Source organism: uncultured Sunxiuqinia sp., from assembly GCF_947495665.1.
GTDB classification, from domain to species: Bacteria; Bacteroidota; Bacteroidia; order Bacteroidales; family Prolixibacteraceae; genus Sunxiuqinia; species Sunxiuqinia rutila.
The window spans coordinates 1-15,714 of record NZ_CANLZV010000015.1 but is presented as its reverse complement, the minus strand read 5'-3'; the positions used below and the strand labels follow the sequence as shown (position 1 = coordinate 15,714).

The window sequence follows — 15,714 nt, the reverse complement described above, 5'->3', positions numbered from 1 at the left end:
CGAAAAGACAGTGAATCTGATCGTTGTGAGAAATTGAAGGAAGCGTTGTATGCTTGGACGCTTTTTCAAATTAACGTGCTTAAGATTCAGTTTGAAATGAGTTTAGTAAAACATTAATTGTTAGATGGAGATGAAGACAGAAGGTGTAAGATATATTAAGCGACCTGTTGTAGATATGCCCAATTGGAAAAAGTTGTTTGTTGAGTCGAACTTGCCGGAGAAGTTAACTCCTTTGAAAGAGTTAAGTAAAAACCTTTGGTGGGCCTGGAATACCGAAACCAGTGAATTATTTGCTAGTATAGATGGAGATGTATGGGAAGACTGTGAGCGTAACCCAATTACGCTTTTGGAACAGGTGAGCTACCAGCGTTTTATCGAATTGGAAAGCGATGAAGCCTTCCTTGAAGCGATGAATCAAATTTATGGCCGTTTTCAAAATTACCAGAAGGAACGGGAGCAACGGGAAGGGCCCAAAGTGGCTTATTTCAGTATGGAATATGGTTTACATGACAGCCTGAAGATATTTTCAGGTGGCCTGGGAATTCTTGCGGGTGATTACCTGAAAGAAGCCAGCGATTCGAAAGCGAACCTGGTGGCTGTAGGGCTGCTTTACCGGTATGGGTATTTTAAACAAACCATTTCGTTGCAAGGCGACCAGATGGCCAACTACGAAGCACAGCAGTTCTCGAAAATACCAGTGCAGCCGGCTTTAGACAAAGACGGAAAGTGGATCCAAGTGGAAGTGGAGTATCCCGGACGGACGCTTTATGCGCAGGTTTGGGAAGCGAAAGTTGGAGCCGTTAGCTTGTATTTGCTTGATGCTGATTTTGATGCCAACAGTGAGAACGACCGTTTTGTAACGCATCACCTGTATGGCGGAGATAATGAAAACCGGCTGAAGCAGGAAATGTTGCTTGGTCTGGGGGGAATTCGCGCCCTGCAGAAACTGGGCCATCGGGATGCTGAAATCTACCACTGTAACGAAGGGCATGCAGCTATGATTGGGCTGGAGCGGATTCGGGGTTTGGTTGAAGAAAGTAAGCTGACCTACGCCGAAGCCAAGGAAATTGTTCGGGCGTCTACCTTATTTACAACGCACACGCCGGTTCCTGCCGGTCACGATTCGTTTCACCAGGATTTGTTTGCCACGTATATGAATAAATTCCCGGCGAAAATTGGTTTGGCCTGGGAAGAATTCATTATGCTAGGGAAAGCGGCTCCGCATGAAGATCATTTCAACATGAGTTTCTTGGCGGCAAACCTGTCCCAAGGCATCAATGGTGTTAGTATGCTGCATGGCGAGGTCTCTAAACATATTTTAAAACCCTTGTATCAGGGCTATTTATCTGAAGAACTGAATATTGGCTATGTGACCAATGGTGTTCATTACGATACCTGGACTGCCAATGAGTGGAAGACCATTCATCAGAAATATTTTGGCGATAACTTTACCCGCAACCAGCTGGATGCTGATTTATGGGATAAGATTTATAAAGTGCCTGATGAGGAAATTTGGGAACTCAAAGAGAGCCTGCGAGCCAAGCTGATTGAGTATATCAAGAAACGTTTTGCCGACAACTGGGTGAAGCGGAATGAAAGCCCCAAGTTGATTACAGAGGTGATTAGCAGTCTTAATCCCAAAGCATTGACGATTGGTTTTGCCCGGCGTTTTGCCACCTACAAGCGGGCGCATTTGCTGTTCCGCAACCTCGATCGTCTGGCGGCAATTGTTAATAATCCCGAGTGTCCCGTTCAGTTTATTTTTGCCGGGAAGGCCCATCCTGCTGACAAAGCCGGACAGGATTTGATTAAATACATTATCGAAATTTCCAAACGTCCTGAATTTCTGGGTAAGATTCTATTCATTCAGAATTACGATATGGATTTGGCCAAACGATTGCTTCAGGGGGTTGATATTTGGTTGAATACTCCAACCCGTCCGCTTGAAGCTTCCGGAACCAGCGGTGAAAAAGGAGTGATGAATGGAACCTTGCACTTTTCGGTATTGGATGGCTGGTGGGTGGAAGGTTACCACGAAGGGGCCGGTTGGGCTTTGCCTTTGGAGCGATCTTACGATGTTCAGGACTTCCAGGATGAATTGGATGCGCAAACAATTTACAACCTGTTTGAGGATGAGATTGTACCGACTTTTTACAAGCGGAACGCAGATAATATTCCTGAAGAGTGGGTTGGCTACATCAAGAATACACAGGCTCAGGTGGCGCCAAACTTTACAACCAGCCGGATGATCCGGGATTACCAGGAGCGCTTTTATGTGCCGCAGGCAGCGCGTGGCAATCGGTTGAAAGCGGATGATTTTAAAGAAGCACGGGAAATTGTGGCCTGGAAGAATAAGGTTGCCTCCACCTGGGAGAGCATTGAGCTCAAGGAACTTGAAATGGCAGATGGTATTACCAACGCCATTCGTATTGGAGAAGAATATCTGGCACAGGTGGTTCTGGATTTGAAAGGTCTGTCGCCCGACGAAGTAGGCGTGGAAATTGTGATGACTGAGACGGCTGGCCTCAATGATGAACCGGAACTGGTAGAGCGAAAGGAATTTGACTTGGTGAAATCGGAAAATGGATTGACAACCTATAAATTGAACCTTCATCTGGTTCATCCAGGGGCTTACAATTATGCCATTCGGATGTTTCCTAAAAACGAAAAATTACCACACCGGCAAGACTTTACCTACCTTCGCTGGTTCTGATAAAAAGGATTGAAAATGAATCTATAAACGGAAGATAAGCCTGGTGCTTGTCTTCCGTTTTTGCGTTTTACAGGGGCGTGGAACCATTCTCTGATTATATTTGACTCGTCTGCTTTTTATGTTGTATCTTTAGTACTAAAACCAGTCAACCCGACTAGCCGTGTAGTTGGCAAAGCCAACACCTTCTCCCTGCAAGGCATGTATGTTTTTGAATGTTAACCCTAAAAAACGTGGTATGACTGAACCTAAAACAATTCGGATTGGTATTTGCATGGCTGGTGCTGTTTCGGCAGGCGCTTACACGGCTGGAGTGATTGATTATTTGCTCGAATCGCTGGAACATTGGCAAAAAGCGAAAGACCTGAACTTGCCGGGAGTTCCCAGGCATAATGTGGTCATTGAAGTGCTTACCGGAGCTTCGGCGGGAGGAATGACCGCAGCGATTAGCTCCTGTGCCTTTGAGCAACAATTTCCGCCGGTAACAACAGCCAACTACCAATCATCGGAAGCCGCTAGCAATCCCTTGTTTGATGCCTGGGTGAACCTGACCGAAACCGAGTATCAAAACATGATGGAGCAAATGTTGGATACGGAAGATATCAGTCGGCATCCGGGCCATGAAGTAAAATCGCTTTTTGATTCTGGCTTTATTGAAAAAGTCGCTTCTCGCTTGATTGATCCGGCAGTTAAAGATCCACAGGTCGACCGGCCTTATGTTGCTTCGGATTTGGAAATTCTAACCACCCAAACCAATTTGCGGGGGTACAATTATGAGTTGCGCTTTAAAACGGCTTTGGGTGAAAGCGTTCATCGCATGACCCGTCACCAGGATTTGGCGCATTTCAAACTTTCCGAAGATGGGCACTACGAAGGGAATGGCATGATTCCTTTGTCGTTTAATAGTATAGAAGGAGTTAATAAGGAATTATTGATTGATGCTGCCATTGCCACCGGAGCATTCCCGGTAGGCTTAAGTCCCCGTAAATTGAGCCGTTCACCACGTTATGTGCTTGATAATTTGTTTCTGAACACGGGGAAAGAGCATCTCAAACTGGAAACGGAACACGATTATACCTGTGTGAATGTGGATGGCGGAGTGATCAACAATGAACCTTTTGGCCTGACAGACCAGATTTTGATACGTCGCGCCAAGGATTGCCTGCTGGCAGAAGGGAAAAAGATGGAAGCCCGCAACTATGAGTTAAAACGGTCTGCATCGTCGTTCGATACCACCCTGATTATGATTGATCCTTTTCCGAGTGATCAGGGGATGGTGGAGGAAAACGAACCCATGGACGCGATTAAGTTTGCCGTTCCGGAGTTGGTGAATGCTATGCGGCAACAATTGATGTTTAAGGAGGAAGAGTTGGTTAAGGCTTACGATGAGGAAAACTACACCCGTTTTATGGTGTTGCCTGTCCGTTATCAGAATCATGAAAAGCAGAGCTTTCCCTTAGCATGTGGTGGTTTAGGCGGCTTTGCCGGGTTCTTTAAAAAGGAATTCCGGGAGCACGACTTCTTATTGGGACGGCGAAATTGTCAGCTTTTTTTGCAAAAGTATTTCAGCGTTCCGTTGGAAAAGAACAATCCCATCCTGATGGCAGGATACCGTGATGTAGAACGCTTCCGGATTCCGGCGCAGGAAGGACCCGGTGTCTTTCTGCCGATTATCCCGGATTTGCGGGTGGTGGAAAACCCGGATGGAACAAGTCGATTGCTGGAGCAGGTGCCTGAAGAAACTGGTATTGCCTATGATTCGGTTAAAATGAGTGTGCGGGAGTTGCTGGAGTTGGAAGATAAACTGCAGGATCGGTTTGAAGCAGTATTGGAAAACATCATGAATGGCGAACGGCATGGACAAGGCGATAAGGCTCCCAGCCAAATCATTGGCCGCTTGCGCCAAAAAAGCCTGCTGAAAAAGATCCTGTTGCGGGTGGCTTCGCGGGTGGGGAGGCGTGTTGGTATTGCCCAAGCCAAAAAGCTAATGGCTACGAAATTCCTCGATGCGGTCATTATTGAACTGGAGAAGCGGCATTTACTTTTGGATGATCTCTGATTTTGTGTGCTTTTTGAGCAAAATACCTGCGATTTTTAATTCACTTCGATATGAATTCTTTAGTAAAAATCTGGATTTTTTCACAAGTCGGATTGAAATTTATATTGTTTCTAAATGTCATGTAAATGGCGATAAATAAGCGGTTTCTTGGAAGTTCAGGTTTGTCTGGCTTAAAAATAAAATTAAATTTGTGACCAGACTTAAAGTGGACCAGCATGGCAAAAAAACATGATCTTGGAAAGAAAGTAAAGCAAATTCGTGAGATGAAAGAAGTAAGCCTGGAAATCATGGCCGAAAAAACGAATATCAGTATTGATCAGCTTCAAAAAATAGAAAAAGGTGAGGTGTTGCCTTCTCTGGCACCCCTCATAAAAATAGCCCGGGCCTTGGGTGTTCGTCTTGGAACTTTCCTGGATGACAGCAGTAACCTGGGGCCGGCAATTGTGCGTGCCAACGAGCATGAAAAAGGCGTTCGGTTTACCTCGCAGCAAAATGGCTCGCGTGAACACCTGAATTTTCTGTCGCTGGCATTTGACAAAGTAGGACGTAACATGGAACCATTTATCGTAGAAATAGAACCCGGAGAGCAATCGGATTACATGCTATCATCGCATGAAGGAGAAGAGTTTATCTATGTTTTGGAAGGACAAATCGAGATAAATTATGGTAAAGAACTGTATCAACTGGGAACCGGTGACAGCATTTACCTGGACTCCATTGTATCGCACAATGTGCATGCAGGAAACAAACAGCCAGCCAAAATATTGGCGGTAGTGTATGCTCCTTACTAAAACACGCTTCGATTTATAAAAGAAAGAAAAATGCAATTACTCGACTACACGCTAGGCGGAATTTTAGAGAAGTATGCTTACGAAACTCCCGATCAGGAATTCATCGTGTATCCTGATCGCGACCTGCGTTTTACTTACCACGAATTTAACGAACGGGTAGATAAACTGGCCAAAGGGTTAATGTTCAACGGGGTTGGCGTTGGCGATAAAGTGGGCATCTGGGCCAATAATGTTCCGGATTGGTTAACTTTTATGTTTGCAACGGCAAAGATCGGAGCAGTTCTGGTGACTATTAACACCAACTACAAGCTGGCCGAGCTGGAGTATTTGCTGAAGAATGCAGATATTCATACCCTGTGCCTGGTGGATGGTTGGCGCGACAGCGACTATGTCAACATGATATTTGAGTTGGTGCCGGAGCTGAAAACGCATCCCCGCTGTCATCTCAAATCAGAGAAGTTTCCGGAACTTCGCAATGTTATTTTCATTGGGCCGGAAAAGCACCGGGGCATGTTTAATACCGCCGAACTGATTTTGCTTGGTGAGCATCTGGATGACCTGGAGTTGGAAGAAGCTAAGCTGAAGGTGAATCCACACGATGTGGTTAACATGCAATATACATCAGGGACAACTGGTTTTCCCAAAGGGGTCATGTTGTCGCATCACAATATTCTGAACAGCGGCTATTCGGCTGGCGAGTGTATGAAATTTACCGCCGACGATCGTTTGTTGGTATGTGTACCTTTCTTCCACTGCTTCGGTTGTGTTTTAGCGGTTTGTGCGATTGTTAGTCATGGTGCAACCATGGTTGTTACTGAAAACTTTGATCCGTTGATGGTGCTTGCCTCGGTGGAGAAAGAGCGTTGTACAGCGCTTCATGGCGTGCCTACCATGTTTATCGCCGAGCTTAATCACCCCATGTTTAACATGTTTGATCTGAGTTCGCTGCGTACCGGAATTATGGCGGGCGCTTTGTGTCCGATTGAGACCATGAAGGAAGTGATGACCAAAATGCACTGTAAAGACATCATCAGTGTGTATGGTTTAACCGAAACTTCACCGGGAATGACGGCAACACGCAGCCACAACTCGGCAGAAGTACGTGCCACAACGGTTGGTTTTGAATTTCCGAATGTGGAGGTGAAGATTGTCAATCCGGAAACAGGAGAAGAGTGCGAAGAAGGCGAGCAGGGAGAGATTTGCTGTCGTGGCTATAACATCATGAAAGGCTACTACAAAAATGAGGAAGCTACCCGCAACGCTATTGATGAAGACGGATGGCTGCATTCGGGGGACCTGGCCGTTAAAACTACCGATGGGTTTTACCGGATCACCGGACGAATTAAAGACATGATTATCCGGGGCGGTGAAAATATCTATCCCCGTGAAATTGAAAACTTTCTGTACCAAATGCCGGAGATTGAATCGGTAGAAGTTGCCGGAATTCCCAGTCCCAAATATGGAGAGCAAGTGGGGGCATTCATCAAACTGAAAGAAGGAATGACCCTAGAACAAGAAGACATTAAGGAGTACTGCCGTGGAAAAATTGCCCGGTTTAAAATTCCAAAGTACATCTTTTTTGTTAAAGAATATCCGATGACTGCCAGCGGAAAAATACAAAAATATAAACTGAAAGAAGTTGGTCTGGAATTACTGAAGAAACAAGGGATTGAGGTGGTATAGCCCCAACCGATTGTTTGGGATTCCGGATCGGAATAAACTAAAAACCCTCTGTGAGCGCTTTGACTCCAGAGGGTTCTTTTATTTTAAATGGGGTTGGAACTTAGTTGCGTTTTCCTGATTTTCCCCGAAAATTTTTCTTTTTGCCGTATTTCCCTTTGCCCTTTCCTTTGGAGCTAACTTTCCAAGCAGGACCATCACCCAGGTGTGGAGGAAGTGGCGCTTTAAAGACTTCGGTTTCAATCAGCGATTCAATCTGTTGAAACTTGTACATGTCGTCCTCATTAATCAGGGTCAGGGCAATTCCGGTGGTGTTGGCACGGGCCGTACGTCCAATGCGGTGGACATAGTCTTCGGCATCACCTGGCACATCGTAGTTAATAACCAGGTTAATGTCCTTGATGTCAATTCCACGGCTTAGTACATCGGTTGCAACCAAAATACGAACCTGTCTGGCTTTGAAGCGCATCAGCACATCTTCCCGCTCTTTTTGCTCCAAATCCGAGGAGATGCCTTCTGCAACAAATCCTTTCTTTTTAAGTGTGCGCGCAATTGTGGACACTTTTTTCTTGGTTGAGCTGAAAATGATGATGCTTTGGCAGTCGTCCTTGCCTTCAATCAGCGATTCAATCAGCGGTGTTTTTTGATTTTCGAAGCACAAATAAGCTGCTTGCAATACGCCTTCTGCCGGTTTGCTGATGGCTGTGCTGAACTCTTTGGGATCGGTTAAAATTTTAGACGCCAGCGTGCGGATTTTGGGTGGCATGGTGGCGCTATACATTAGGGTCTGTCGTTTTTCCGGCAGGTTGCTGAAAATTTTGATGATGTCATCGTAAAAGCCAATGTCCAGCATACGGTCGGCTTCATCCAGCACCACAAACTCAACACTGTCCAGTTGGGCAATTCCGTTATCAAGAAAAGAAATTAATTTCCCCGGAGTAGCGACTATCAGATCAACTCCTTTGTTCAGCGCCTGACGCTGAAGTTCCCACTCGCTGCCATCGCCACCGCCATACATGGCAATGGAGGTGATGCCCAAATAATAGGCAAAGCCTTGCACTTGCTGTTCAATTTGAATGGCTAATTCGCGTGTAGGAGCAATAACCAAAGCGCGGGTTTTTCCTTCCGGGTAGCTGGCTATTTTATCCAGAATAGGAAGAATGAATGCGGCAGTTTTTCCGGTTCCTGTTTGTGCACAGGCAATTAAATCGTGCCCTTCAAGAATAATCGGTATGGTGCTTTCCTGAATGGCAGTGGCTTCTTCGAAGCCCATATCGAAAACGGCATCTAGAATGTCATCATGTAAATCAAAATCGTCAAATCTCATATAAAAAATGGAATGTGTTTCTAACTATCAGGAATAAGAATCTTGCCTTTTGAGAAAGGTGCTTGTCCGGATCTGTTCCACACAAAAGTAGTATTTTTTTTGGAGTTTAAAGGAGTGGGGTTCTGGAGTAAAAAGTTAATCCCCAGAATACAGCATCTTGAGCTCGTACCTCAATCTACTATTCCGGAGATTAAATATGGTTCTTTATCCTTTGGAAGTATGGCTCTTATTACCACCCCATAAAGACAATGCCAACTCCGCTGATCAGGATAACCATGCCGGCCAGCAAATGCAGGTAGCGTTCATGCTTTTTAAAACGAACCATCGCGCTGCCTTTGTGACCGAGGTAAACGGTTAATAGCATGGTGCCAATGGTGGCTATTCCAAAGATCAGGGATACGGTAACCATGCCGACGGTGCTGTGGGCATAGGCAGGGAAAATAAGCACGGGAATTAACACTTCGCAGGGACCAAAAACAAAAATGAGAAACAGGAGCCATGGCGTTAACTTGGTGTTATCTTCTTTTTCTTCAGCAGAAAGATGTTGCCATTCGCTTACTTTTTTAGGAACCAGAAAGGCTGGTAGATGGCTGTGAGGCACACTTTTCAGGTATTTGTAAATTCCGTAGATGGAGTAACCCAGTCCAAAGGCCAGTAACAGCCAACCGACCATTTCGCCGCGGATCGCTTCAATTGATTCGAGCTTGTTGAGGCTGATTCCCAAGGCAATTCCAAGGAACCCAATCAAGACGGAGCTGGCAACGTGCCCTACGCCGGAAACAAAGGTAATCCACATTGTTTTGTTGCTCGACCATTGTCTGGCTTTACTCAATACAATGAAAGGCAGGTAGTGGTCAGGACCTAAAATGGTATGAATAAAACCTAACGAGGCGGCTGAAAGAGATAGTAAATACAGTTCGTTCATTTTATTTGTTTGCTTTAGAGTTTATTGATTAGTGAAGCTTGGCAGCCTGCACCAAAGCCATTGTCGATGTTGACCACGCTAACGCCACTGGCACAGCTGTTGAGCATGGATAGTAAAGCGGACAGCCCTTCAAAATTGGCTCCATAGCCAATGCTGGTTGGCACACCGATCACCGGTTTGTCTACCAGTCCGCCAACCACACTGGCCAAAGCGCCTTCCATGCCGGCCACGACGATAATCACACGCGCATTGCGGATCAATTCCAGGCGATGAAACAGGCGATGGATGCCCGCCACTCCCACGTCGTAGATTTTTTCAACGCGGTTACCCAGAAAAAGGGCTGTTTCAGCGGCTTCTTCGGCCACAGGAATGTCAGAAGTTCCGGCTGCAACAATAGCAATATAGCCTTTTGTTGCAGGTGTTTGGCTTTGCTTGTAAGTAATGGTTTTGGCCAGCTCGTTGTATTGAGCCCCCGGAATTCGCTGTTTCACGCTTTCAAACATTGCTGGAGTGGCGCGTGTGGCAAGTACATCAATTCCTTTTTGGTACATGCGTTCGGCAATCAGGCTGACCTGCTCCACGGTTTTGCCTGAGGCATAAATTACTTCCGGCAGACCGGTTCTGCTCAACCGGTCGGTGTCGATGGTGGCAAAACCCATTTCTTCAATTCCGCGGTCGGGAAAATGTTCCAGAGCTTCTGTCAGGCTGATCTCTCCTTTTTTATATTTCTCCAGCAGTTCTTTGGGACTCATGATTCCAGTTGCTTACGAATTTCTTTTTCAATTTCTGAAAGGCTGACCTTGTGTTTTAAAGCCAGCTTTTTACAGTCTTCAAATTCTGCTTTTGAACGAACCCGTTGTCCGTCAAAATAACTGTTTTTCACCCGAACAGGGCCATAAGAGGTTGCGACCGTTGTTTCTTCGCGACGCAGTTTGTTTTTGCTTACGCGGTATTCGCGTATGCCCAACGAGGTGCTGTGTTTGAAAATCACATTTTTAAGATTGAAGGCCTGTTCCAGCGGGCATAATACGGAAACCTGAACGGCCGGGCGTGACTTTTTCATGATGATGGGCGTGAGCCAGGCATCGTTGGCGCCGGCATCAAAAAGTTGATCCAGCAAAAAATCATAATGCTCAGGATTCATATCGTCAATGTTGCTTTCCAGCACGAGGGCTTCCTCGGTGCTAACATCATGCAGGGCCTGAACATCCTCGAGCAAGTACACGCGCAAAACATTGGGAACTTCGCTGTCGCGATTGCCAATGCCGTAAGCTGTTTTTGTAATGGGCAGATTGATGTGCCCGGTAAACTGATCGACCATGGCAACCAGAATAGCTGCACCGGTGGGCGTGGTGGCTTCGTGGTTTACGAGGCCGGTTTTGACGGGAACGTTTTTTACAATTTCAGCCGTAGCAGGAGCGGGTACGGGCATAATGCCATGGGCACACTTGACGGTTCCGGCACCCAGTTGAATGGGGGCGGCCATAACTTTGTCCACTTTCAGGTAGTCGAGGCAAATGGCAGCCCCGACAATGTCAGCAATGGAGTCGAGCGCACCTACCTCATGAAAATGGACTTTCTCTTTTGAAATGTTGTGAACTTTGGCTTCAGCTTCGGCTACCAGATCAAAAATTTTCAGGGCATTGGTTTTGACTTGTTGTGGCAGCGAACTGTTGTTGACAATTTCTTCTACGTGTCGCAGATGACGGTGCTTTTCATTATCCGGGTTTTCAATAATCACATCGGCTTTGGTGCCGGTTATGCCCCGTCGCTGGTCTTGTTTTATTTCGAGGTGAAAACCTTCAATATTGAGTTTTTCCAATTCTGTTTTCAGGTAGTTGGCGTCAACACCCAGGTCAAGCAGGGCGCCTAAATTCATATCGCCACTTATTCCTGCAAAACAATCGTAATATAGAATTTTCATAGCTGGTTATTTCGTGTAATTAATTCCTTTCAAAGCCCGGTTCAATTTCCCGGACACCAAGCCTTCTTTGTCTATTTGAACTTCCTGAAAGCCAAATGCTGCAATCTTTTCAACCACTTCCTTTTCAAGGATTAACAGCTTTTGTATTTCGGAGGGCTGAACTTCTACTTTGGCATAGTCTCCATAGTGCCGAACGCGCACATCCCGGAATCCCATTTCGTTGAGGTAGTTTTCGGCTGCTTCAACCTGCTGCAGTTTTTCACGGGTAATTTGGTGGTTGTAAGGGATGCGTGAACTCAGGCACGGGCTGGCGGGTTTGTCCCAGTTGGGTAACTCAAAATACCGGGCTATCTGGCGCAGCTCTTCTTTGCTGATCTGGCAGTCAGTCATAGGAGACAATACCTGGTACTTGGCTGCAGCTTGCAAGCCGGGCCGATAGTCGCCCAAATCGTCCTGATTGGTTCCGCTTAAAACGTCAAAAGCGGGGTATTTCTGCTGGATGGTCTGCAAGTCGTGAAACAGGTGCTCTTTACAAAAATAGCAGCGATTTTCCGGGTTTTGATTGTAGCGCAGGTCGCTTAGCTCCTCTGTTTTGATGATCTCCAGGTGGATGTCAAAGTCCTGGCAGAATGATTGAGCCAGCTCAAAGTCCTTTGTTTTCAAACTCTCGGAGTTGGAGATTACACCAATGGCATTGTCCTTCCCCTGAAATTTCCGGGCAAGAAAAAGAACCAGCGTTGAATCGATTCCTCCGGAAAAAGCAACAATGGAGCCTTTTCGCTCGGAATACCATTTTTCCAGCAGGTTGAGTTTATTTTGAAGTTGGGGGTCTGGATTGTTCATGTTTTCTGATTTTCATTGGGTTAACAGAAATTTTAACCGAATGACAAGGCTGGATAAAATGCCTAGTCAGCCCGGCTCATTGAGAGTTTGCCGTGTTGTATGCCTTTTATTGTGATTAATTTGTCGGCCAGTTCGGTCAGCCGTTTGGCAACTCCTTTGATGGCTACAATTTCCATGTGTTTTGCCGGACTTAAGATTAACCGCTGGGTCGACAAAATTTCTTCATGGTATTGAGCCATAACATCGGCAAGTTGTGCGAGAATTTCCCGGCGACTGGGATCATAGACCAAAGTCACTGAGCCTGCTACCAAGTTGTTGCATTGCCATTTTTGTTCAGCAATGTTCCGGCTGATTAACTGGCGGATGGCCTGCGAACGGTTGGAGAAATGATTTTCCTTAACGTATTGGTCCAACGCATCCAGCAGGTCTTTTTCCAGGGAAACTCCAAATCGGGAAACACTCATAGTAACATCTTTTAGTGAAAAGGTAACATTTTATCAAAATTAATAAAAATTGAATAGGGTAGGAGCTGTTAACATTTATTTGCTAGTTGCCTCAGATCTTGATAGATCGATTTTAAAATGGCGGATTGCATCTCAGGAAAAACAATTATCTTTGCGGCAGTATGAACATCGTGTGCTTGGTAACCACGTAAAAAACAAGAAATCATGAAGAACAAAGTATCTGTCTTATTCCTGTTGGCAGGAGTATTGTTTGCTGCCTGCCTGTTAATCTCAAACATTTTAGCGTCAAAAATTATTCTCATTGGGCCATGGTCGGCACCAGCGGGTGTGTTAATTTTCCCATTGGCTTATATCATCAACGATGTGATTGCAGAAGTGTGGGGCTATGCGAAAGCGCGGTTGATTATCTGGGCTGGCTTTGGTGTTAACGTTTTGGCCGCTTTCTTTTTTATGCTGGCCATTAGCATGCCGTCGGCTCCGTTTTATGAGGATCAGGCTGCTTTTCAGTCCATTCTGGGAAGTTCCATTCGTATTGTTTTTGCCAGTTTAATGGCCTATGTCGTTGGTTCTTTTTTGAATGCCTATGTAATGAGTAAGTTCAAACTGATGACTCAGGGAAAGAATTTCTCGTTGCGGGCCATTGTATCAACCTTGGCGGGAGAAGGAGCTGACTCGCTGATTTTTATTACGATTGCTTTTGCCGGTATCTTCCCAATACCCGTTATTCTGGGTATGATTCTGACACAGGCCTTGCTGAAAACAGCCTATGAAATCCTGGTTTTGCCCCTGACTTTTCAAGTGGTGCAAAAGGTAAAATCCATTGAAGGGGTAGATACCTTTGATGAAAACATTTCCTACAATCCATTTCGCTTAAAAGAAATTTGATGAAGAAGGCATTGGTTGTGTTTTCAGGCGGGCAGGATTCAACGACTTGTCTGTACTGGGCCAAATCTCAATTCGACAGAGTCGAAGCCATTTCATTTGATTACGGCCAAAAGCACCGGTTAGAGTTGGAACTGGCCACTTCGATTGCTGAGCGAGCTGGCATTCCTTTGCATGTCTTTCAGCTTGATCTATTGTCGCAATTGACCAGCAATGCGTTAACGGATCCTGCCTTGGCGGTGGAAACTGATAAACCGGCTGACCGTCCTCCCAATACCTTGGTTGAAGGGCGTAATCTCTTGTTTCTGACTTATGCTGCCATATTTGCCAAATCCAAAGAGATTCATCACCTGGTAACTGGAGTTGGGCAGGCTGACTACAGTGGCTATCCGGATTGTCGGGATGAGTTTATCCGGTCTTTGAATCAAACCCTGAACCTGTCTATGGATTACCCGTATGAAATTCATACGCCTTTGATGTGGAAAACCAAAGAAGAAATTTGGCAGTTGGCTGATGACTTGGGGGTATTCGATTTGGTTCGGTACGAAACGCTCACATGCTACAACGGACTGGTTGGAGCGGGTTGTGGACAGTGTCCGGCTTGTCGCTTGCGCCAAAATGGCTTAGAGGCCTACTTAGAAAGACGGTAAAAGAGCTGCGCTACTTGTGGGGCTTTCTCCACAAGACCGCTAGCTGAAGACGATTTCCTTATAGTTTAATTACAAATTACTGGTTTATGAATGAGTTAAAACAATTGGGCAACGAAACCAATTATTCGTTTGATTACAGCCCTGAAGCGTTGGAAGCTTTTGATAACAAGCATCCGGACAATGATTACTGGGTGAAATTTAATGCCCCGGAATTTACAAGCTTATGCCCGATTACCGGTCAGCCTGATTTTGCCACCATTTACATCAGTTATGTGCCGGGTAAAAGAATGGTTGAAAGCAAGTCGCTGAAGTTGTATTTATTTAGTTTTCGCAATCGTGGCGACTTTCATGAAGATTGTATCAATATCATTATGAAAGACCTGATTGGGTTGATGAATCCCAAATACATTGAAGTGTGGGGGAAGTTTTTACCTCGTGGTGGCATCAGCATCGATCCGTATGCCAACTATGGGCAGCCGGGTACCAAGTATGAGGAACTGGCGTGGTTTCGGATGCAGCATCATGATTTAAACCCGGAGCGTGTAGACAATCGCTAGCTTATAATTGGCGTCGGGAAATGAAAGTCAGCTCCTTTTTTATTTCTAAATAGGTTATACTTTATTATGTGTATTGAGTATAGCTACTTTTTTTGTTGGCTTTTTTAAGAAAGATGCACTTTGTTTAAAGGGCTGTGATGCCCTTTGGTTCACTCCTCGAGGATTGTTTTAAATTGACGTTGTTAGTCGTGTTTTTGTGTTGATTCAAAAAAAATAGCGGGGTTGTTTGTTATCATGTGAAATATTATTGCTAAATTTAACAAGAGTTGATTCTGGCAAAAGGACTAAATTTTTGTTTGCTGACTCCTAAAATCTAAACAGCCGAGCTATGAAATATTTCAAGACAGCTGCCCTTGTTTTTTCAATTCTTGTTATGGCCTCGTGTTCTTCGCCTACAAGTACTGACTCCATCAAGCGAGACCATGTGGTAGGTTCCTGGCAACTGGCTGAAAAGGAGAAGGATGATTCAGCGATCCAAAAGCAGGATTCAACAGGAAGGTTAGTAACTAGTTTTAAGCTAAATTCGGATTCGACAGCTACCGTGGTGGTTTATGACAGGGGGACTAAAAGTGATATTTCAGGAAACTGGAAGTGGAAAGCGGAAAAGAAGATGGGGAACAGCACTTTTGGACTGAGTTTAAAAAGTGATGTTGTCATTGAAGTTCAGGGAAAGATAATTCTTGGCTTACTCCTTGAAAAAGTGGATGGAGAAATACGACTGACAGTTGGAAAACATGTTTATTTAGTTTCCAAATCGTAGTTGGAGAATAAAATCAAAACCAGACTAAAAAGAACAGGTATGAAAAAGACAATCAACAGGCTGAGTTCAGGAAACTGGAAGTGGAAAGCGGAAAAGAAGATGGGGAACAGCACTTTTGGACTGAGTTTAAAAAGTGATGTTG

The 15,714-nt window shown here is 45.2% G+C and carries 14 protein-coding genes; 8 read left to right on the top strand and 6 right to left on the bottom strand.

The features are described from left to right. Positions 1-124: 124 nt before the first annotated feature. From glgP to Q1A18_RS15505, 4 genes are all read left to right on the top strand, one after another. Entirely contained in the window at positions 125-2,713 is a 2,589-nt protein-coding gene (glgP, locus tag Q1A18_RS15520; RefSeq protein WP_299582572.1) for an alpha-glucan family phosphorylase, read from the top strand. A gap of 235 nt (positions 2,714-2,948) precedes the next feature. Continuing rightward, positions 2,949-4,769, top strand: coding sequence for a patatin-like phospholipase family protein (locus tag Q1A18_RS15515; RefSeq protein ID WP_299582569.1), 1,821 nt, complete (start codon positions 2,949-2,951; stop codon positions 4,767-4,769). Between the two features lie 215 nt (positions 4,770-4,984). Then, complete coding sequence (locus Q1A18_RS15510; RefSeq protein ID WP_299582566.1) at positions 4,985-5,560, top strand: XRE family transcriptional regulator; 576 nt, start codon at positions 4,985-4,987, stop codon at positions 5,558-5,560. 30 nt (positions 5,561-5,590) lie between these two features. Beyond that, positions 5,591-7,243, top strand: coding sequence for an AMP-binding protein (locus tag Q1A18_RS15505; RefSeq protein WP_299582563.1), 1,653 nt, complete (start codon positions 5,591-5,593; stop codon positions 7,241-7,243). Between the two features lie 100 nt (positions 7,244-7,343). On the opposite strand, the gene Q1A18_RS15500 is transcribed toward Q1A18_RS15505, so the two are convergent. From Q1A18_RS15500 to nikR, 6 genes are all read right to left on the bottom strand, one after another. After that, entirely contained in the window at positions 7,344-8,567 is a 1,224-nt protein-coding gene (locus Q1A18_RS15500) for a DEAD/DEAH box helicase (protein WP_299582560.1), read from the bottom strand. Positions 8,568-8,796: 229 nt separating this feature from the next. Further along, a complete protein-coding gene (locus Q1A18_RS15495) occupies positions 8,797-9,492 on the bottom strand; it encodes a sulfite exporter TauE/SafE family protein (RefSeq protein WP_299582557.1) in 696 nt (231 codons plus the stop codon). Positions 9,493-9,506: 14 nt separating this feature from the next. After that, positions 9,507-10,244, bottom strand: a complete 738-nt coding sequence (gene larB / locus Q1A18_RS15490) for a nickel pincer cofactor biosynthesis protein LarB (RefSeq protein WP_299582554.1) — start codon at positions 10,242-10,244, stop codon at positions 9,507-9,509. Further along, positions 10,241-11,416, bottom strand: coding sequence for a nickel pincer cofactor biosynthesis protein LarC (larC, locus tag Q1A18_RS15485; RefSeq protein WP_299582551.1), 1,176 nt, complete (start codon positions 11,414-11,416; stop codon positions 10,241-10,243). The genes larB and larC overlap by 4 nt, the downstream gene beginning before the upstream one ends. A 6-nt stretch (positions 11,417-11,422) precedes the next feature. Next, on the bottom strand, positions 11,423-12,259 hold the full coding sequence (larE, locus tag Q1A18_RS15480) for an ATP-dependent sacrificial sulfur transferase LarE (RefSeq protein ID WP_299582548.1): 837 nt from the start codon (positions 12,257-12,259) through the stop codon (positions 11,423-11,425). A 62-nt stretch (positions 12,260-12,321) separates the two neighbouring features. Continuing rightward, entirely contained in the window at positions 12,322-12,723 is a 402-nt protein-coding gene (gene nikR, locus Q1A18_RS15475) for a nickel-responsive transcriptional regulator NikR (protein WP_299582545.1), read from the bottom strand. A gap of 204 nt (positions 12,724-12,927) precedes the next feature. On the opposite strand from nikR, the gene Q1A18_RS15470 reads away from it, so the two are divergent. The 4 genes from Q1A18_RS15470 to Q1A18_RS15455 all read left to right on the top strand — a co-directional run bounded on the left by Q1A18_RS15470 (position 12,928) and on the right by Q1A18_RS15455 (position 15,572). Next, on the top strand, positions 12,928-13,608 hold the full coding sequence (locus tag Q1A18_RS15470) for a queuosine precursor transporter (protein WP_299582542.1): 681 nt from the start codon (positions 12,928-12,930) through the stop codon (positions 13,606-13,608). After that, positions 13,608-14,255 (top strand): 7-cyano-7-deazaguanine synthase QueC, encoded by a 648-nt coding sequence (queC, locus tag Q1A18_RS15465; protein WP_299582539.1) that lies wholly within the window; start codon positions 13,608-13,610, stop codon positions 14,253-14,255. The genes Q1A18_RS15470 and queC overlap by 1 nt, the downstream gene beginning before the upstream one ends. An 86-nt stretch (positions 14,256-14,341) precedes the next feature. Next, on the top strand, positions 14,342-14,812 hold the full coding sequence (queF, locus tag Q1A18_RS15460) for a preQ(1) synthase (RefSeq protein ID WP_299582536.1): 471 nt from the start codon (positions 14,342-14,344) through the stop codon (positions 14,810-14,812). A gap of 328 nt (positions 14,813-15,140) precedes the next feature. Next, a complete protein-coding gene (locus tag Q1A18_RS15455) occupies positions 15,141-15,572 on the top strand; it encodes a hypothetical protein (RefSeq protein ID WP_299582533.1) in 432 nt (143 codons plus the stop codon). Positions 15,573-15,714 lie beyond the last annotated feature (142 nt).